Raw genomic sequence first — 20,453 nt, forward strand, 5'->3', positions numbered from 1 at the left:
TGCGGCTATAAAACGGTCGACCACTCATCCTCAAAATATTTTACCAGTATCTGGTTGTTCAGCTTGTTAACCTGCGCCGGTACCCTGGCCATATCCGCCGGAAAGTACAACATCTGCTCCAAACAGGCTTTCGACATAAAACGCAGGCCGGGCAAATAATGATCGGGCACTTTATATGCAGGCTTAGTCATGGCCATAATATAGCCCCACTCGCCAAACGAGGGCACATAGTTATGGTAAGGCACAGTATGCAAACCAACCGATTGCAGGGTTTTCTCCACTGTCCAGTATGATTTTGGCGCTACATAGGGCGACGTGGATTGTATCACCATAATACCATCGGGATTAAGCAAATGCTTTACAATGGCATAAAAGGTATTGGTGTATAGTTTGCCAACCGAGTAATTGGACGGATCGGGAAAATCAATAATAATGGCATCGTAGGTTTTGTGCTGCGCCCTTGCCCATGAAAAGGCGTCGGCATTCGTCACCGTTACCTTGGGCGATAATAACGACCGGCGGTTCAGCTTCAGCAGCATATCGTTGGTGCGAAACAGTTTGGTCATTTCCTTATCCAAATCAACCAGGGTAACGGTTTCAATCTGCGGATACTTTAAAATTTCGCGTACGGCCAGGCCATCGCCGCCGCCCATTACCAAAATATTTTTGGCATCGGGCAGGGCCTGTAATACCGGGTGAATTAATGCCTCATGGTAACGGTATTCATCAACCGAACTAAATTGCAGGTTACCGTTTAAAAACAAGCGCAGGTCGCGGCCTTTTTTGGTGATGATGATACGCTGGTACGGTGTACTTTTCGAAAAAATGATGGTATCGCTATACGTTAAACTTTCCGAGAAACTGGTAATGGTATTGGCATACACAAAACCAACCAGCAAGGCCAGCATACTAATGATGGACGCGCTTTGCAGGTATCTGGCCCCCTTAATTTCGTGCCTGAAATTGATACAGGTTATTAACGCCACCAGCACATTCAGCATACCAAACAGGTAGGCCGTGCGCACCAAACCCAGGTAAGGGATAAGCAACAACGGGAATACCAGCGAGGCTATTAAAGCGCCGATGTAATCAAACGTAAACACTTTTGATACCAGGTCTTTAAACTCAAACCTATCCTGCAAAATGCGCATCAGCAAAGGGATCTCTAACCCTACGAGGATGCCGGTAAACGATATCAGCCCGTATAATATGATGCGGAACGAGCTTACACTCTCGAACACTAAAAACAGGATTGACGAGCTTGTGCCGCCCACCAGGCCAACCAGTATTTCGATACGGATAAACCAGGCCAGCAGGTTTTTATCAAAATACTTGGATACCCAGGAGCCCAGCCCCATCGAAAACAGGTAAACCCCGATAATGGTAGAAAACTGGGTAACCGAATCGCCCAGCAGGTAGCTGGCCAGTGTGCCGGCTATCAGCTCATAAATAAGCCCGCAGGTGGCAATAATAAAAACCGATACGAGTAAAAGAACGGGAAGTTTTTTGTTCATGACTGTTATTTATGATAAAACCTAACCCCGTAACCCGAGTGCGCTACGGTGCCATTATAGCTGGCATTGCGCTGCACATCGTTACTTTGCCAAAAGGCCAGGCCATCAAAAGCTGCATATGAATAATAACCCACAATTGCAGCCACAATGGCTATATATATTGCATTTGATTTTATGATTCCTGTTTTCATTATTCGTCATCTTTTTGATAGGGTGAAAAATCGCTGTTCATCCAGCGGTCTGTCTCAAATTTGCGCATCCGGTACCAGCAGTACAAAGGATAAAGGCAAAGCAATAACAGCGTAACCAATACATTGCGCCAAAGCGTAACACTTTCGGTAACCTTAATAGCCAGCGATGAAACATATCTTGTGCCTGCATAAGGATAAATGTTGATATGATATTTGCCGGCTGGAATTTCTGATAAAAGCACCGTTTGTGTATATGACCCTTCCGACCAGCTTTCGCCATCCTCATAACCATGATAGTATTCAATATCTTTTGATATGCTCCAGGTTTGGTTGTCCTTTTCGCTTACCAACTCAACCGTTGCCGATAACCAGTTGTTATCCACCTCCGAGTTCAACTCAAACTCTAAAGGTACAGGCCCATCAGGTATTGTAAATGTGGGTGTTTTAAAAGGCTTAAACTCATAATTGCCATTAGCATCAGGAGTAAAGGCGTTTAAGGAATCAACCGGCGCCTGCGCCGCAGAATTTTTTAAAGAATCAATCGCGGTTCTTACATGCTTTGATGTATCCTGCACAGGCGGCGGCATGGCCAATGCATAAGTATCAGATAGTAATACTTTCTCGGGCCTTAGCCATATTACAGCAAGTTGCACCAGCAGGAAAACCAGCGCGGCAACGCCGCTTATTTTATAAGCCGCCAGCCACCTGGCTTTGTGTTTTGATGGCTGATTTGCACCGATGCCAATTTTTTCGGGAAAGCTTTCAACAGGTATATTAAAAGCCGCCGCTATTTCCGCCTCTTCCAGGTATTCGCCCAGGTACCAGTCGGTGACATACTTTTTGATGTTTTCCTCGCTGGTGAGCATATAAGGCGGATCTATGAACTCTTTAGCCCTTAATTTTTCGGAGAATATATCCCAGTCGAACTCGCCTATCATGGCCGTTATAACCGGGCTGTAAGCGTTATATTTAAGATAGGTATTGCCGTCATATTCGGCCTCGTTGCCATAAATACTATTTACCTTTGCCAAATCGGGGTAAAAACTGGCGCCGGCTATCAGGCTCCAGTGGCCATCATACTCCGATAAAAAAGCATAGCCCTTGGCGTAGTTATATAGCATGTATTCGCGCCACTCGTACCTGGTTGCCCCCTCCTTCTTTTCCAGGTAAGCGATCAGTTTGTACTCCACACCTTTTAATGTACCTGTAGTACCTAAAGGCATAACAGGCTTAAACTTTAAAAGGTGAATTTTCTGCTCAACATAAGGCCTGCCTGCATCATTAAAAAGCAGGTAAGACCGGCACTGCGGGCAAACCACCGCTTCGCAGCCTGCCTGATCATAAAGCGTAATACTATGCTGACAACCGGGGCAAGTAATCTCGCTCGAAAAAGGGAATGCTTTGGGGTTTAGTGTAGCTGCCATATTACCTTTTTACTTCGTTTTTCTGTATTTCCACGCCTTCAAAAAAAGCGATAACACCCTGGTAAATAGCACGCGCCTTATCGTCGTTCTTTTTTTGATAATTGGATAAAAACACATCAAACGTGGCCAGGCCATACTCGGGCCAGGTATGGATAGACATATGCGATTCGGTTAAACACACCACCGCGGTGAAACCACCGCCATCAAAATCGTGGTAAACTTCACCAACTTTGGTTAGCTGATAGGTATCGATGAGCTGATCAAACAACTGCCTGCAGGCCGCACTTGATTGTAACAGGTTAGGTTTATCGGTACTGAATTCAGATAATAAATGTAATCCGGGTTTATAAGGCATCAAGGTTATTCATTTTCGGGAATAAATATAGAAAAATATTTGATGGGAATGTAGGGGGGCGCATGGCGGAGACGACTCACCCCGGCGAGGCTGCGCCCGCCTGCCCCTCTCTCCGGCTGCGCCGCATAGAGGGGCTAAAAAAACAAAAATGAGCTTCCACCCTCTTTGCGGCGCAAGCCGGAGAGAGGGTGGCCCAGCGCAGCGTCGGCCGGGTGAGTCGTAGCCCGCGTTCAATAACCGGCGTTTTCTTATTACAAATTACATCTCAAGTAATCATAAAATCTGATATACACCAACGTATATCGCATGGCGGAGACGACTCACCCCGACGAGGCTCCGCCCGTCACCCCTCTCTCCGGCTTGCGCCGCATAGAGGGGTAAAATTTTTTTTTCTTTCCTCAACCCTCTTTGCGGCGCAAGCCGGAGAGAGGGTGGCCCAGCGCAGCGTCGGCCGGGTGAGTCATAGCCCGCGTTCAATAATCGCTATAAATGCGCCATTATTGTATTCAACACCGCTTCTGTATTACTTATAATTTCGTCGTTTTTAAATCTCAAAACCGTCAATCCGAGCGCTTTCATAACCTCATCGCGATTTTGATCGTATTCTTTTTTTAACAGGTGAATCGGGCCATCGGCTTCTATTACAAGTTTCAGTTCGGCACAATAAAAATCAGGAATATAGTAAGTATTGCCTTTAATGGTCGATTGAACACAAAGTGGGAATTGCCTTAAAAATTTTTTGTTGTTTAATTGTCTATTCCTGAGATACTGCCATAAAACTTTTTCGGCGGGCGTTTCCCGTTGCCGAAGTAGCCGGCACAGCTCTATGATGGATGACATAGATAAAAATATAAATATTTTCAAAAAAATGCATGGCGGCAACTCACCCCGACGAGATCATTTCTATTTTTTCCAACCCTCTTTGCGGCGCAAGCCGGAGAGAGGGTCGGCCAGCGAAGCGTAGCCGGGGTGAGTCGTAGCCAGCGTTCAAAACCAGCGTTTCGTATTACAAATTACATCTCAAGTAGTAGTAAATCTGATATACAACAATGCATATCGCATGGTGGAGACGACTCACCCCGGCGAGGCTCCGCCCGCCTGCCCCTCTCTCCGGCTGCGCCGCATAGAGGGGCTAAAAAGTTTTTTTTTCTTTCCTCAACCCTCTTTGCGGTGCAAGCCGGAGAGAGATTCCGGCGAAGCGTAGCCGGGGTGAGTCGTGGCCAGCGTTTTCTTATTACAAATTACATCTCAAGTAATCATAAAATCTGATATACACCAACGTATATCGCATGGCGGAGACGACTCACCCCGGCGAGGCTCCGCCCGCCTGCCCCTCTCTCCGCTTCGCGCATAGAGGGGCGAAAAAATAATTTTTCTTTCCACAACCCTCTTTGCGGCGCAGCCGGAGAGAGGGTCGGCCAGCGAAGCGTAGCCGGGGTGAGTCGTCGCCAGCGTTCAAACCAAGTTCCCTTCTTTCCCCCCTTCCCATTTCATGACAATTAAATTATATAATGTCTATGTATTTAGTAGAATATATTATATATTTGCATCATTAAATGGTTCTTTAATTTAATTATCAAGAAAGACGGAGGGAAAGGCCCTGTGATGTCTTAGCAACCTGTAAGCCCAATTGTTATAAAGGTGCTAATTCCTGTTCGCCATTCAAGTGGCGGAAAAGATAATGTATGTTACGTTACTTACAGCTACATAGCTGTACCATCATATCTTTATCGTCTAAGTTTCTTGTTTAATTAAATTTCAGCGCTTTTAACCCTGCATTAAACGCAGTTAAAAAATTACGTCATGAAAATTAAACAGCTACTCATCACCTGCTCATTATTAATAAACGGCTATTTGGCCGTTGCGCAAACCGCAACGCCGGCTCCGTTGCCCGCATCAATTGATCGCGGCTATATTGTTAAAACCGGCGACCAGGCACCCGATGATTTTAAACTGGTGCTGGCCGATGGTACCCAAACTTCACTAAAACAGCTTCGGGGTAAAGTAGTTATCCTGCAATTTACTGCAAGCTGGTGCAGCGTATGCCGTCAGGAAATGCCGCACCTTGAAAAAGATGTATGGCAGGCCTATAAAAACAAAGGCCTGGTGCTCATCGGGGTCGACAGGGATGAGCCGCTTGAAAAAGTGCAGCATTTTCAGCAGGAAATGAATATCAGTTACCCGCTGGCTCTTGATCCGGGCGCTGATATTTTCGGGCGCTTTGCCAACAAAAAAAGCGGTGTAACCCGCAACGTGGTGATTGATAAAGACGGTAAAATTGTTTACCTCACCCGCCTTTATGATACCCAGGAATTTGCATCGATGCTAAAAGTGGTTGATGCATTGGTGAACAATAAAACTGCATCTGTAAACTAAGCTGAAAGCTTTATATTGATTTCCGGGTTTGAAAAACCTCCCAGGTCAAAAAAGGCAAATAAAACTTTTTACTCAAAACGCAGCACTATCTACCTAATACTACTATCTATATATCAAATTGTTATGAAAACAACAAGAACACCTTTTCCAAACGTATTCCCTGCCAGTAAATTTGCATCATTCTCTTCCGCTTCTGTTTACCTGCATATGCAGGGTATGCGTTGTTGCTGTTAATAACAGCAAGGGTTATTAGTTGCGGATCCCCTGCTGCAGCTGGCCGCTTGGGCTTATAACCAACACAATCAACAATCAATTTACCGGTACTAAAAATTCAACAGCGGGCATTGCTATGCCCAAAATGTTGTGGCTGGCTTTGCCGTACCGGCAATAAAAACTATTAATCATTAACTATCATGTTAAAAAACTACAAATTTTTGCTGGCAATCCTGTTGCCCTTTTTTCTCATTCAAACAGTTGTAGCGCAATCTGTTAAAATAAGCGGTACGGTAACCGCCAAGTCCGATGGCTTACCATTACCCGGTGTAAGTGTGGCTGTAAAAGGCACTGCCACCGGTGCGCAAACCGGCGCCGATGGCAAATTCAGCCTGAATGCCAATGTTAACGATGTACTTAAAGTTTCCTACCTCGGTTTCGCTACACAGGAAATTACGGTTAAACAAGCTGAAACCAACCTGCAAATTGTGCTGCAGGATGCACCCAACTCGCTTAACGAAGTGGTGATCACGGCGCTCAATATCTCAAAAGATAAAAAGACACTGGGCTATTCGGTTCAGGGTTTAAAATCAAAAGATATCTCGGAAGCCAAGGAAACCAACCTGGTGAACGCGCTGGCCGGTAAAATTGCCGGTGTACAGGTTACCAACAGCCAGGGCGATATGGGTTCGTCGCGCATCATTATCCGCGGCGAAACATCCATTGGCAATAACAACCAGCCGTTATTTGTGGTTGATGGTGTTATTGTTGATAACAGCCAGTTTTTGGGCACCAATGGTTCCAGGGACTTTGCCAACGCCATAGCCGATCTTAACTCCGAAGATATTGAATCGGTAAGTGTGCTTAAAGGGCCAAACGCGGCGGCGCTTTACGGTTACCGGGCTGCGGCGGGTGTTATACTTATTAAAACCAAAACAGGTAAGGGCGCAAAAGGGCTTGGCGTTACCATCAACTCAAACACCAGCTTCTCTACCGTAAACATTCTGCCCGATTACCAGAACGAGTACGGACAAGGATCAAACGGCAAGTTTAGCTATGTAGACGGCAAGGGGGGCGGCGTTAACGATGGTGTTGACGAAAGCTGGGGCCCGGCTTTAGACGGATCGCTCATTCCGCAATTTTACTCCAATGGCCAGGCTGTTCCGTTTGTGGCCCATCCGGATAACGTAAAAAACTTTTTTAACACAGGCGTTACCTTAAATAACGGCGTAGCACTGGCAGGCAGCAGCGATAAGGCCGACTACCGCTTATCGTACAATAACCTGCACCAAACGGGTATTGTTCCTAACACCTCGCAGGGCCGTAATTCGTTTTTGCTGAACTCTACCTTTAAGCTTAGTCCTAAATTAACCGTTACTACCATTGCCAACTATATTAAAGACGATGCAGATAACCTGCCCGGCGCAGGTGGCAAGCGTGCAACCAGCACCATGCTGCAGTTTACATGGTTTGGCCGCCAGGTTGATATCAGCCAGCTAAAAAATTATAAAGATGCCAACGGCAACACTTTTAACTGGAACAACAGCTACTATAGCAACCCTTACTGGCTGACTTATGAAAACACGGTAGGGCAACACAAAAACCGCATTATAGGAAGTGTTGAACTGAATTATAAGATCATCGAAGGCTTGTCGGCCAATTTCCGTACCGGTACCGATTATTATAACGACCGCCGCAAAATTAAAGTAGCTTACGGAACCAACGGTACCCCATTTGGATCGTACGAGGAAGATGCCTACACCGTAAACGAAACCAATACCGAAGCCAGACTGCAATACACCAAAAAACTGGGTAACGATTTTTCGTTAGATGTTTTAGGAGGCGGTAACATCAGCACCATATTAAATGAGCAAAACGACCAGGTAGCGCCTAAACTGGCAGTAGCCGGTTTGTACACCTTAAGTAACTCGCGCGATCCGCTGGTATCATCCAACTACTATGGCAAGCTTAAAACTTACAGCTACTTTGCATCGGCCCAAATAGGTTTTAAAAACTACGCTTTTATTAACCTTACCGGCCGTAACGATTGGTCGTCAACCCTCCCGGCGGCCAACCTATCGTACTTTTACCCTTCTGTTAACGGCAGTTTGATACTATCAGAAGCGCTTGATATTAAAAGCGACATTTTAACCTACGCCAAATTACGTGGCGGATGGTCAAAAGTGGGTAAGGCTACAATCCCTTATCAACTTATCAATTACTACAATTTTACCCCTCCTTTTGGGTCAAGCCCGCAGCAAAGCCTGGGCACTGTTGATTTGAACAGCAAGCTGAAACCGGAAACCACCACATCGGCCGAGGCCGGCTTTGAGCTTGGCTTTTTCCAGGACAGGGTTCATTTAGATGTAAGCGCTTACAATACCAACAGTATAAACCAGATTGTTACCGTTGATGTAAGCCCATCAACCGGATACAGCCAAAAACTCATCAATGGCGGTAGCATCAACAATAAAGGGATCGAAGTGCAGCTGGGTTTAACACCCATAAAATCAAAAGATTTTACCTGGGATATAACCACCAACTACTCGCTTAACCGCAGTAAGGTAGTTAAGCTTGATGATGAAGGCCGCCTGCAAAGCATCATATTAGGAAGCGACCGCACCGTACAGGTATTGGCAGCCCTTGGCCAGCCTTATGGCACCCTATATGGCAACGCCTACACCCGCGATGCATCGGGCCAAATTGTTATAGGCGCCAATGGCACCCCGGTTATCAATCCAACCAAACAATACCTGGGCAAATTTACACCTAACTGGCTGGGCAGTATTAATAACAGCTTTACCTACAAACATATAAATCTTGGTTTTTTGGTTGATGCAAGGTTTGGCGGTTCTATCTATTCAAACACCAACCGCACGGGTACCTACACCGGCGTACTGGCCTCAACCCTGCCGGGCCGCGGCGCCGCAAACGGTGGTATCAGCTATTACTACCCGGGCAACAATACATCGGCAACCGCGGTACAGGTAAGCGGCAGCGCACCCGCGGGCGTGACTGTATATAACGATGGTATGATATTTAAAGGCGTAAAGGCCGATGGGACAGCCAATACTACCATATTGCCAGCCCAATCATACTACAAAGGGTTTACCAATGTTGATGAAGCTTTTGTTTACGATGCATCGTACATTAAACTTCGCGAGGTTAAACTGGGTTACACTTTCCCTTCAAACTGGGTAAAAAGCGTTGGCCTGCAATCGGCAACCTTATCTGTTGTTGGCCGCAACCTGTGGATAATCCACAAAAACGCGCCAAACATCGATCCCGAAACCGCCTTTAACAACGGCAACGGCCAGGGCCTGGAAGACCTTACCCTGCCAACCGTACGCAACATTGGCTTTAACATCAACCTTAAATTTTAATAACCATGAAACTTAAATATACAACCCTCATATTATCAGGTGCGCTGTTATTATCCGCAGCATCGTGCAAAAAAGACCTGGTAAAAATTAACCAGAACCCTAATAACTCGCAAACGGCACAGCCCGATTACCTGCTCACGGCAGCAAGCAAGGTTACTGCCGATACGTATTGGGGTACCGCCAATAACATGGACGCCAGCCTGTTGTTTGTACAATACTGGGCCAAAATTCAGTATACCGATCCCGACAGGTATATATACAGCAACAGCGCTTTCCAGGAGTTATGGACGGTAGGCTATTCAAAAAGTATAGTTAACCTTAACCAGATCATTAAACTGGGCGACGCGCAGGGAAATACCAATTACAAAGGTGTAGCACTGGTACTGCGTTCATGGGTATTTACCTTGCTTACCGAGGCATATGGCAATATCCCGTACAAGCAGGCAGCCAATATCGATCAGTACCTCACCCCCGCTTATGATACCCAAAAAGATGTTTATTTTGCCCTGTTGGATGATTTAAAAGCGGCCCAAACCGCGCTTGATCCATCGGGCAAAGCCATTGCCGGCGATGTTATTTATGGCAACAATATAACCTTATGGAAAAAGTTTGCCAACTCGCTGCGCCTGCGCATTGCGTTAAGGATTGCCGATAGGGAGCCTGCAAAAGCCAAACAGGTTTTGGCCGATATACAAACCGAGGGCGGCAGCTACATCAGCGCCAATACCGAAACCGCGCAGTTTACCTATGTAGATTCGCCGAACCAAAACCCCATCAGCAATTTGTTTGATACCCGCGACGATTACCGCATCAGCAAAACTATTGTTGATAAACTTTTCGCGCTGAATGATCCGCGCCTGCCCGTGTACGCCAGCAAAACCAAGGATGCCACGCCGCAAACCTATGTGGGCATACCCAACGGCCTGCTGGTTGGCGATGCCAGCAACCTGGGTTTTACCAAAACATCAAAACCGGGTACTTACTTTTTAGCTCCGCACGCCCCCGCGGTGATCATCAGCTATGCTGAAACCTTGTTTGACCAGGCCGAAGCCGTGGCACGCGGTTTTATTGCCGGGGATGCCGCCGCCTTATACAAACAGGCCGTAACGGCATCATTAAAACAATACAGCATTGCCGATGCGGACATTGCTACTTACACCGCCCTGCCAGCTGTGCAATACGATGCCACCAATTACAAAAAATCAATTGGCGAGCAAAAATGGATAGCCCTTTTTGGCCAGGGACTGGAAGCCTTCACCGAGTGGCGCAGGCTTGATTACCCGCAGCTGCAGCCTGCTGTAGCGGGTACATTAAGCGGTAAACTACCTGTAAGGTTTATTTACCCCGGCACAGAGCAATCGTTAAACGGTGCCAACTACAAGGCGGCGGTAGCCAGCCAGGGCGCCGACGTGCTGACAACCAAACTATGGTTTGATGTGAATTAATAATGATAAACGGCCATGTTTGGGGTTGATACCCGGCATGGCCGTTTTTAAAGCTGATTTGCTTCGGCTGATATTAGTTGATAGGTATTATAAAAAAGGCGGAGTGGCCGAGTGGTTCAGGCGGGGGTCTGCAAAACCCTTTACGGTGGTTCGAATCCACCCTCACGCCTCCGGGTTTAATGTTAAAAACAGGCTATGAAAAGGGTTGTTGTATTAGTATTGTTAACTGTTGTATTTTATTTGGCGGGATTAAAGCGGGGGAACGCCCAGGCTACATCTCCCGGCCCGCGTGTACTTGTAGTTATAGCGCATCCTGACGACGAGAGCACATTTGCGGTAACGTTATACAAAATAGCCAAAGAGCAACATGGCATTGTTGATTTGTTTGTAATAACCAACGGCGAAGCGGGCTACAAGTATGCCACCCTGGCCGAAAACTATTATGGACTGGAACTTACCGACGAGAAAACCGGTCGCGCCAACCTGCCACGCATCCGCAAGCGCGAGCTGGTAAACGCGGGCCATATTTTGGGCGTAAACAATTATTATTTTATCGATCAAAAAGATGCCCATTATACCCTAAATGAAAAGGAACCACTGGATACCAGCTGGAATGTTAATAATGTAAACAACCGCCTGCACCAGGTTTTAACCAGCAACCATTATGATTTTATATTTACCCTATTGCCCGAGGCAGGTACCCATGGCGCCCATAAAGCTGCCGCGCTGATTGCCCTAAATGCCATAACAACCTTGCCGGCCAATAACAGGCCGGTTATTTTAGCTGCAGCTACCTGCAACAAGGCCGATACCCTTACCCGGTTTACCGGCTACGGCAGTTATCCGCAAACGAAGCCATTAACAGACACGGCGAATTTTAAGGTAGACCGTACCGCCTCCTTCAGCTACAAAAACAGGGTAAATTACAAAGTGATAGCCAACTGGGAAATTGCCGAACACAAATCGCAAGGCGTTACCCAAATGACCATGAACGATGGTGATGTGGAATATTTCTGGTATTTCGCGGCGAACGGCACCACAGGCTTGCAAAAAACAAGGGCTTTGTTCCGGGAGCTTAGTTATACCCCCTACCTGCCCAAAAGCTATCAGGATGCAAAGCCCTTGTACTCAAAATCTAAATGAGCTATGGAAAACAAACGGATTGTTACAGCGGCAGTTCTATTATAAATTGGGTTCCTTTGCCTGGCTGGCTTTTTACATTTATTTGGCCGCCCAAGCTTTCAACCTGTTTTTTTACCATAAACAATCCCATTCCTTTACCTTCAACACTAAAATCAAACCGTTTGTATAATCCGTATAGCTGGTCGCCGGATTTATCAAGATCAATACCTTTTCCGTTATCTTCAAAATAAATAGTAACCAGGTTATTATCTAAAACAGATTTGATATTGATTACCGGGGCAATATTAACGCGCCTGTATTTAATACTATTGATGATAAGGTTTTGAAAAATGCTGTACAAGTAGCTCTTGATGGTAAAAAACTCATCAATGGCCGTAAAATCGCAATTAATTATTACGTTGTTTTTTTGCATCATCGGCTGAATTTCATGCTTTACATCTTCAACCAGTTGCGGCATCACAACAAATTCCTTTTTTTCGTTAACTTGTTTATCTACTTGTAATATTTGGTTCAGATCGAGGATAACCTGGTCCAGGTGACTTACAGATGCGGCAAGCGCATCAAGCGTAAACCGGCATTCGGGGTCGGGCATTTCAAAATCATAAAGCAAACCCGACAGGCCCTTGATATTGGCCACAGGCGCCCGTAAATTATGCGATATGATGTAAGTAAATTGCTCCAGGTCCTGGTTACGTTTTATCATATCGGCGGTCATCCGTTCGCGTTCCAGTTCGGCGTTTTTCCTTTCGGTGATATTTTTCAGGGTGAGGATGATGCCCACCATTTCTTTTTTATCCTTAAAAACCCCCACCGATTTTACTTCAAACCATTGGGTAACACCATCTTGTATCTCATAAAATGTTTCATAGCTAACAGACTGTCTCTTTTTCGCCCGCTCAATAACCTCCTTAATGAACGATAACCGTTTTTGAATAAAGTAGTCGTACCCCGATTTACCGGCCTTTAATTTTTTTCCAAAGAATTTTACAGATTGTTTGGCGGCATTGCTGTTAAATGAAACTATGTTAAGCTCATTATCAAACATAATGATAGCCAGATCGGTGTTTTCAAATACCGACCTAAGGTTGGCTTCTGATTTGATAATAGCAGCCTCATCCATTTTTTGCCTTGTGATATCCCGCGAGAAGCAGGATAACCCTATCACTTTATCCCTTTCCCGTATCGGGTTTATAGAATAGCTAAGATAGATTTTACCATCACCATTCGGGTATTCATTTATAAATTGCTGGGGCTCGCCAGCCAATGCCTTTGCGTAATTCTCTTTCCATTTCCCGGCGGTTACCGGATCAAAACCAGCAAGCATATCAAGCACCGACGCTCCCTGTTCTACATTAAGCCCGTATACGTGTTTAATGGCATTTTTAAACTGGTTATTAAAGGTTATGAATTTCAAATCCTTATCCAGCGAATAAACCAAATCGGTAGTATTCTCGATGATGGCAGATAAATTGGCTTCTGATTTTCTTAGCGCTTCTTCGTGAACCTTTCTTCCGGTAATATCCGTTATCATGGCCAGGGTACCTACATAAGCGCCACCCGGATCAAAAATACCATTGGTAGATACATTGCATACTAACCTTTTGCCACTTTTTGTAATAAACGTCGATTCGTGGGTTTCAACTACGCCAAGTTCTTTTTGTGTAATTCTTTCAAGGGTTTGTATTTTATCGCTTTCGTGCTTAAAGTCGTAATTGTGCTTACCCATAATTTCATGAACTTCGTACTCCAGCATATCGCACATCTTTTTATTCACAAAAATTGTTTTCAATTCATTATCAATAACCCAAATACCCTCCTGTGCGGTCTCGGCTATCTGCCTGTACCTTTGCTCGCTAAGTACCAGGTTGTTTTCGATAATTTTACGATCAGATATATCAACGTTTAATATTACAGCTCCTTTTTGCATCAAGCCAGCTAAGGGCGCAGCTACAAGCAGAAACCATTTCTCGCCCGATAAGGTATCTTTAAGATATTCTATCGAAAAATCGGCACGATCTCCGGATATTACATCTTTAATACCCTGGTATATCATTGATCCTTGCTCATTATCCATTCCGGTAGCGTTCCCGGCAACCTGCAAGTAATTAAAACCGGCACTGTAACTGGCCTCGGGCAAATTGTTCTGGCCGGCAAAATTTTTCCATGATTTGTTTACAGTAACAATACGGCCATTCTCATCAAGCAAAGCTACCTGTGGGGGTAAGGCATCCAAAATAGCCGCCTGGATAGCAAATATTCTGCGTAAATGAACACGGCTTCTTTCGGCCTGGGCCTCTGCATTTTTACGTTCGGTAACATCGCGGTAGTTGGCCAAAATTCCATTTACCGCCGGTACGTGCAACAAGTTCACCACGGTGCCCTCAACCCACATCCACGAACCGCCGCTGTGTTTAAAGCGCAGGCAAAACGGGATTATTTTACCAGGCTTTTGGTGGCTTTCTGATGAAACCCTTTCACGAAGCGCCCTGTCGTCCTCATGCACAAATTCGGGATTAAGCCTTATATTGGCATATTCATCTTTAGTATAGCCCATAATTTTGCCAACATTTTCGCTGGAATAAATTAACTGGTCGTACCTATCGGTTAGCACAATAATATCGCTGCTGTTTTCTATTAATTCCCTAAAACGCTGTTCGCTTTGCTGCAGTTCCAGCTCAAGCCTTTTACTTTCGGTAATATCGCGGGTAACACCGTCTATCCTGATAAGTTTCCCTTCTTCGTTAATAGTAGGCACAATCTTGCTCTCTACCCATTTAACACCCTGGGTTTTGTGCACTATTTTGTATTGTTTAATTACAGTTTCTCCTTTACTGAGCGGTTCAACAATTTCCTGGGAAATATTTTTGTAATCATCGTGTTGGACATCTCTCCACAAGGTTGAATTAGCAAGAAAATCTTCTGCTTTGTACCCATATAATTTTTCGCAGGCAGGCGAAATCAGGACAAGCTTGTTGTTAATCATGTCCCGGGAAAAAAGCACATCGTCGAGCGTGTTAAACAGCCTGTTTAATTCCTGGCTTGCCTGGTTTAATTTTTGCCCAACTACTTGTAGTTCGGTAATGTCCTGTATGGTACCGTAAGCCCTTACCGGTATACCCAGATTGTTCCGTGTAATACCTAAATTACAACGGGCAAATTTTATTTCTCCTGAGGGAGTAACTATCCTGTATTGCAGATCCAGCGTATCTAAATTGGGGATACTATAATCGCACTCCGCTATAAATCGCTCAACTTCGTCAGGGTGAATACGCCTGGTAAGGGCTTGTAACGAAGGTTCCAATTCGCCTTTGCTGTACCCTAAAATCTCAAACACCCCATCCGACCAACTGCGCTCCTGCGTAACAAGGTCAGCTTCAATAATACCGATGCGAGCCACATTTTCGACTTCCTTCAGTAACGACTGATCTTTTGCGACTGTCCTTGAATATTGCTTATTCTCTTCTATCAGTAAAGCTTTTTCCATGGCGTTAAATATGGCTATGGGTAGGCGCTGTAACCTGTCTTTTAATAAATAATCGGCCACGCCATCCATCATGGCATTTATGGCAACCTCCTCCGAAGTTGGGTCGGTAACTAGTATTAAAGGGATAACAAGGCCTTGCTCTTTAAGAACATTTAAAGCCTGCGTGCAATTAATGGTTGGTGTTTGCCAGTTAGCAAGTACAACATCGGGATTAAATTCCTTGAGCGCCTTAATGTAGCTTGCATAATCGTCAATGTCAAGTTTTTCAAAAATCACACCTGCTTTTTCAAGTACCTGCCTAACCATACCGGCATCTTTCCGCACGTTTTCGAGGTGTAGTATCTTAATACTGAAACTTAACATAGTTAACTAAAGGGATAACAATTTAGGATGGTTTCACCGGGATATTAAAGGAGTGTTCCCTCCTTTTAAACATCACGCTTCCTTTTGAGGTAATTGTACGGAATATTTTAAAATAAAGATGCGTAAATAGCTGTTAATAAATATGATTTCAATCACTTTATTAATACGGCCAGGGTTTTGGCAACCTATTTAAGCTTATAATGATAAAGCCGGGGCTTCGGCATCGCCCCTCAGGAAATTGTTACGCAAAAAATAGTTTTTTTATCATTTTACCTTATACGCAATAGCCTTGCTATTACGCCCGCCGTTAAACGGATCGGTACGTAACGAAAATACCAATTGATATTTGCCCGGTTTAGCTGGGGCTGTTACTTTAAACTTAAAGTGGGCTGTTTCGCCCGGTTTCAGACTGATGTTATAGAAGCTATCATCGGCCTTTTGGCTGCTGAACACGTCGGTATCAACAATAAAGCTGGCTTCAAAAACAAGCTGGTGCAATTGCCCTTTGTTGCTAAAACTAATGGGTACGCGGTAAGGGTTTTTAAATGTTAAATCAAAAACCTTCGGTTCCCCGGGTGATACTATCTCCTCTTTTTCGGTTGCGTCAAACTCAATTTTCTGATAGGTACGCACATCATCTACCCAGCCGCCGTACCAGGTGCCGGCGGGTGTATTAATGGTATCGGTACTTAACCCCTGCTGCGGGTGCTCCAATACATAATACGCGCGTTTGTGTTGCAGGCTGTCTTCTATCGGCCAAAACTCGTATTGCGTACGGCGGTAATAGCGTGGGTCGTAATCAAATCCTTTTAAGGTATTGTTATAAAAATTATATTTTGATGGGTTTTGGAAGCCCTCATTAAAAATTACATAATTGTCGCCCGCCTTGTCATGTACCTGTTTTGCCCAATCTTCAAAATCGTAAAAAATCCTGAGCGCGTGCATTTGTTTTAATACGGGCAGGCCTGTTATAATCAGCAGCCTTACAAAAACAATCAGAATAATATTAATGATGGCCAATCGGTTAAACCAGGCAGGTTTGCCACCCGGCTGTGTAAAATGAATAAGCGCCAGCATACATAGCGGTACATAGGCAATAAGCGTCCAGTGCAGCTGTACTTCGCCCTTAAATGATGTCAGGAAAAAAAACAGCAGTATACCAATACTATTTACCAGCAGCACCCGGGTAAAAGCATCCTTAATACGCAGGGTAAAGCCTTTATAAAACAACAGCCAACCAATTAATGGGCCGGCCATAAGCAGCTGCCCCAACGGATAGTTATAGGAAAAAGAAAGGTCATAGGGTTTATCTGCCCGCTCGGCCAGGTGATAGCTTATAGATGGAAACTGGTTGTTAACCTGCCACAAAATATGAGGTATAAACAATAACAGCGCCAGTATCACAATACCATAAAACGATGCCCGCTTAAACAATTTAGGGCTTGATACTACAGTGCAGCCTAACAGCAATATGCCGTGATATTTACTATATAGCAAACAAGCGGCTATTACACCCAGTATCAGCGCCAGCTTCCAGCTATCCTGTTCAAGGTATTGCTGTAAAAAAAACAGGAACAGCACGGTAAAAATAAGCAGCGGCGCATCGGGCGTGGTGATGAAACCATAAATGTGAAACACAAAAATTCCGGATACTACCAGGATATATGTAAGCGCATCAACCCGGTACTTTTTAAGCGTTAGCCATATAAACCAAAGCGACAGGCTGCTGCTGATAACTGTAAGCAACCTAAGCCCGAATTGGTTATGGATAAGGCCATATCCGGCGCGGATAAACACGGCCACCATCGGCGGGTGGTCATAATAGCCCCAATCCATAAAACGCGAATAAAGCCAGTAGTAGGCTTCATCGGCATGCACCTCCAATGTAGCAGCTTGCAGGATGTTCAGCGCCGTCCAAAGCAATAAAAAATAGATGATAAGCTTGTTGGATTTGGCATCATCCTGCATATTATCATTTAGAGCGACTGGCATTAAAGTTCAATTTGTTGATGTTGTAAAGGTATAATAAAACAGTAAACGTAAAAAGCGGGCAAAATAAAAAAGGACTGTCCAAGCGGACAGCCCCTTAATTTAACTATTGAACAGGATCGTTATCGTAACCTATAACGGTTTTTAGTTTATGTGATTGAATTATCGTGCGCCTTTATAAGTTAATGTGGCAACAACAGCCCGCTTACTATTTTCATCAGCGCCCCAATCAAAGGCCAGGTGGAACGTTTTGGTAGCGGGATCATAATAATTGTCGATACCAGCTGTGTTATGAAGTTTAGGATTGCCGCTCGCTGTAACAGTGACTTTGTTACTTGCATCAACAGCAAGTTGAAGACCAGCTACGCCACCAACACCGCCGCCGGTATGCCAGAATATTTCGAAGGTATTGGCATTGGCTGCAATGGTTGCCACCTTTGATTCCTGGCCGTCGGGGAAATCACCACTCAGATCAGGGTCAAGATCAGTTTTGGATGTATAGCGTTTAATATTACCTGCAAGCGTGTACACTCCATCATACTTGTTTTTCACACTGTAAAAAGCATACAAGGTATCTTTTGAAGCAGCATGCACTGCTAAATCATCAGACTTGGTGATTTTATAGGCCAGTGCATAGCTCTTAGAAAGGTCTAATTTGCTGCCATCAAGTTTAATCGCAAACTCTTTCTGAAAATCGCCAGGGGCAAAGTTAAAGGTAAGGGAGCCATCGGCAGCCTGAGTTGCATTGCTGTTTGCAAGCGTGTAGAATGATGCCGGCAAAAGCTCATATGAAGCGTCATTAGCTTCGTTATAAGCGTCAATCGCTCCTGGCAATGCTGTTACTACAATTGTTTGACCTTTTGTCAAATCAGCCGGCTTGGCTGCATCTTTCTTTACAGAGAATACACTGATTGTTTTAACATCAGTAAAGGGATCGAAAAACGTTGCACTTTCCATATCACCGGTAAAGCCGATGTATGATTTTCCTGCCGTTGAATTCTCGTTTGATAAGTCGCCGGCCGGCACCTTACGGCAGGCAGAAAACATTACCAAAACAGAGCAGGCAAGCAGGATATGATTTAAAAATTTATTCCTTTTCATGTCTTTTTTTATTAATAGTTACAATTAATTAGTCTACATCCCACCATACATGCGCATCCTGAACATCGCCACCGGTAATCCGGGCAACCGCTGCGTTAACGTTCTTTTCGTTTGAGCTGTACTCGCTTGTTGGGTATACAAAGCGGCTTACAATCTTCTTAGAAGCGTTAACAGCATCTGGTGCCGGGTTAAGTGCAGGATAACCTTTTGGATTAGCGGTAGTAGCCGACTTACGCCAGATAGCCCATGCCTGGTGTCCGTCAGGGTAACTTGCAATCCACCTTTGGATGGTGATGTTTGCTATGGTTGGCGGTGCAGCTGCAATATAAGCAGCCGTTGGTGCAGCTAAGCCCCACTGGCCGTTTGAAGCCGTGATACCAGCCACATAATCAGTTGCAACAACTTCGGTGGTCCATCCTAATGATGCCGCCTCCGCCCTTGCAAGATAAACCTCACCAGCAGTAATAATAGTTACCGAACCTGTAGTTGTGCGGAAATCGCCACGCATTACACGCGCCCAGTTCGGGTTAGCTTCAATAAACGCCAGCACGTTGTTACGGGCCAGGCCGTATGTAACACCGATATCCGATGACTCTGTGTTGCCAATCGCTTCGCTTTTACCACCGTATACGCTAAGCCTGGTGTCATTAAGTCCTTTAAGTATATCGGTCATGGTAGCAGATTCTGCAAAATCCTTACGGCCATCATACAAGGTATACCAGGGGCTTTTAATACCGCCACCAGGAAAGGTTACCTTCATATTCTGGCTGTTTGATTCAATAACGCCGGCAGCAATAGCTTCTTTAACGGCAGTTGCAGCATACCCGCTTGCAGCAGGAACAACTTTTGACAGCTGAACAGCAGCTAATAGTTTAATAGAGTTTGCAGCACGTTTCCATGAAGCAACATCACCACCGTAAATTACATCGCCTGCTAATGACGAACCGTCAAGCTCGGCCTGGGCAGATGTTAACGTGGCTATAATACCCTTATAAATAGTCTCCTGTGTATCATATTTAGGCTGAATAGCGGTTAAGCCTTTTAAAGCGTCGCTGTACGGAACTTCGCCCCAGGAATCTGTTACTACCCAGAATATATATTGCTGCAAAATTTTGGCTACTGCTGATGATGCCTTACTTTGGTTAAGGTTAATGATATTCTGCAAATCATATAACGGGCCAGAGTAGTAAGGTGTAAAATCATTCTGAGGCAGAGTGTATAACGATGTGCCGGAATACTGGGTTTCGGTAAAAAACTGCGCGTACTGGCCGCCTGCAATTGCTGGGGTACCTGTTGACGACAGGCCGGTAACACTTACCTGGGCATTAGTTAACAAACCAGCTATAATAGGCTGCGTTGTTGCGGTAGGGTTTTGGTTAACGTCACCAAAGTCTTTCAACTTGTTACAGCCCGTACCTAACCAAACAAACGCGGCTGTTAGTGTATAAATATATCTCTTTTTCATTTTCTTT

The 20,453-nt window shown here is 44.9% G+C and carries 13 protein-coding genes, 1 tRNA gene and 1 riboswitch; of the genes, 5 read left to right on the forward strand and 9 right to left on the reverse strand.

All coding sequences use genetic code 11. The features are described from left to right. Positions 1-5: 5 nt before the first annotated feature. The 5 genes from FSB76_RS08560 to FSB76_RS08580 form a co-directional block, all read right to left on the reverse strand. Positions 6-1,514 (reverse strand): polyamine aminopropyltransferase, encoded by a 1,509-nt coding sequence (locus tag FSB76_RS08560; protein WP_147053178.1) that lies wholly within the window; start codon positions 1,512-1,514, stop codon positions 6-8. Positions 1,515-1,519: 5 nt separating this feature from the next. Further along, positions 1,520-1,705 (reverse strand): hypothetical protein, encoded by a 186-nt coding sequence (locus tag FSB76_RS08565; protein WP_147053179.1) that lies wholly within the window; start codon positions 1,703-1,705, stop codon positions 1,520-1,522. Beyond that, the gene (locus FSB76_RS08570) at positions 1,705-3,129 is read right to left on the reverse strand and encodes a DUF4178 domain-containing protein (RefSeq protein ID WP_147053180.1); all 1,425 of its coding nucleotides are present in this window, start codon (positions 3,127-3,129) and stop codon (positions 1,705-1,707) included. Before FSB76_RS08570 ends, FSB76_RS08565 begins: the two co-directional genes overlap by 1 nt. 1 nt (position 3,130) lies before the next feature. Beyond that, complete coding sequence (locus FSB76_RS08575) at positions 3,131-3,484, reverse strand: S-adenosylmethionine decarboxylase family protein (protein ID WP_225976453.1); 354 nt, start codon at positions 3,482-3,484, stop codon at positions 3,131-3,133. Positions 3,485-3,967: 483 nt separating this feature from the next. Further along, positions 3,968-4,324: an endonuclease domain-containing protein gene (locus FSB76_RS08580; protein ID WP_147053182.1), complete on the reverse strand. Its 357-nt coding sequence runs from the start codon at positions 4,322-4,324 to the stop codon at positions 3,968-3,970. Between the two features lie 730 nt (positions 4,325-5,054). Further along, positions 5,055-5,169: riboswitch (SAM riboswitch) on the forward strand. A 118-nt stretch (positions 5,170-5,287) separates the two neighbouring features. On the opposite strand from FSB76_RS08580, the gene FSB76_RS08585 reads away from it, so the two are divergent. The 5 genes from FSB76_RS08585 (at position 5,288) to FSB76_RS08605 (ending at position 12,044) form a co-directional block, all read left to right on the forward strand. Further along, positions 5,288-5,860 (forward strand): peroxiredoxin family protein, encoded by a 573-nt coding sequence (locus tag FSB76_RS08585; RefSeq protein ID WP_147053183.1) that lies wholly within the window; start codon positions 5,288-5,290, stop codon positions 5,858-5,860. 413 nt (positions 5,861-6,273) lie between these two features. Further along, positions 6,274-9,456 carry a SusC/RagA family TonB-linked outer membrane protein gene (locus FSB76_RS08590; RefSeq protein ID WP_147053184.1) on the forward strand — a complete coding sequence of 1,061 codons (3,183 nt, stop codon included), beginning with the start codon at positions 6,274-6,276 and terminating at the stop codon, positions 9,454-9,456. Positions 9,457-9,461: 5 nt separating this feature from the next. After that, positions 9,462-10,901, forward strand: a complete 1,440-nt coding sequence (locus tag FSB76_RS08595) for a SusD/RagB family nutrient-binding outer membrane lipoprotein (protein WP_147053185.1) — start codon at positions 9,462-9,464, stop codon at positions 10,899-10,901. A gap of 97 nt (positions 10,902-10,998) precedes the next feature. Further along, positions 10,999-11,071, forward strand: a tRNA-Cys gene (locus FSB76_RS08600). A gap of 25 nt (positions 11,072-11,096) precedes the next feature. Beyond that, positions 11,097-12,044, forward strand: a complete 948-nt coding sequence (locus FSB76_RS08605; RefSeq protein WP_147053186.1) for a PIG-L family deacetylase — start codon at positions 11,097-11,099, stop codon at positions 12,042-12,044. 22 nt (positions 12,045-12,066) lie between these two features. Here the strand turns inward: FSB76_RS08605 and FSB76_RS08610 are convergent, their stop codons facing one another. The 4 genes from FSB76_RS08610 to FSB76_RS08625 all read right to left on the reverse strand — a co-directional run bounded on the left by FSB76_RS08610 (position 12,067) and on the right by FSB76_RS08625 (position 20,446). After that, positions 12,067-15,891 carry a PAS domain S-box protein gene (locus tag FSB76_RS08610; protein WP_147053187.1) on the reverse strand — a complete coding sequence of 1,275 codons (3,825 nt, stop codon included), beginning with the start codon at positions 15,889-15,891 and terminating at the stop codon, positions 12,067-12,069. Positions 15,892-16,155: 264 nt separating this feature from the next. Further along, positions 16,156-17,883 (reverse strand): glycosyltransferase family 39 protein, encoded by a 1,728-nt coding sequence (locus FSB76_RS08615; RefSeq protein ID WP_147053188.1) that lies wholly within the window; start codon positions 17,881-17,883, stop codon positions 16,156-16,158. Positions 17,884-18,042: 159 nt separating this feature from the next. Continuing rightward, entirely contained in the window at positions 18,043-18,981 is a 939-nt protein-coding gene (locus tag FSB76_RS08620; RefSeq protein ID WP_147053189.1) for a DUF1735 domain-containing protein, read from the reverse strand. Positions 18,982-19,009: 28 nt separating this feature from the next. Beyond that, positions 19,010-20,446, reverse strand: coding sequence for a SusD/RagB family nutrient-binding outer membrane lipoprotein (locus FSB76_RS08625; protein ID WP_147053190.1), 1,437 nt, complete (start codon positions 20,444-20,446; stop codon positions 19,010-19,012). Positions 20,447-20,453 lie beyond the last annotated feature (7 nt).

Origin of the sequence: Mucilaginibacter ginsenosidivorax (genome assembly GCF_007971525.1) — a bacterium.
Classification (GTDB): Bacteria; Bacteroidota; Bacteroidia; order Sphingobacteriales; family Sphingobacteriaceae; genus Mucilaginibacter; species Mucilaginibacter ginsenosidivorax.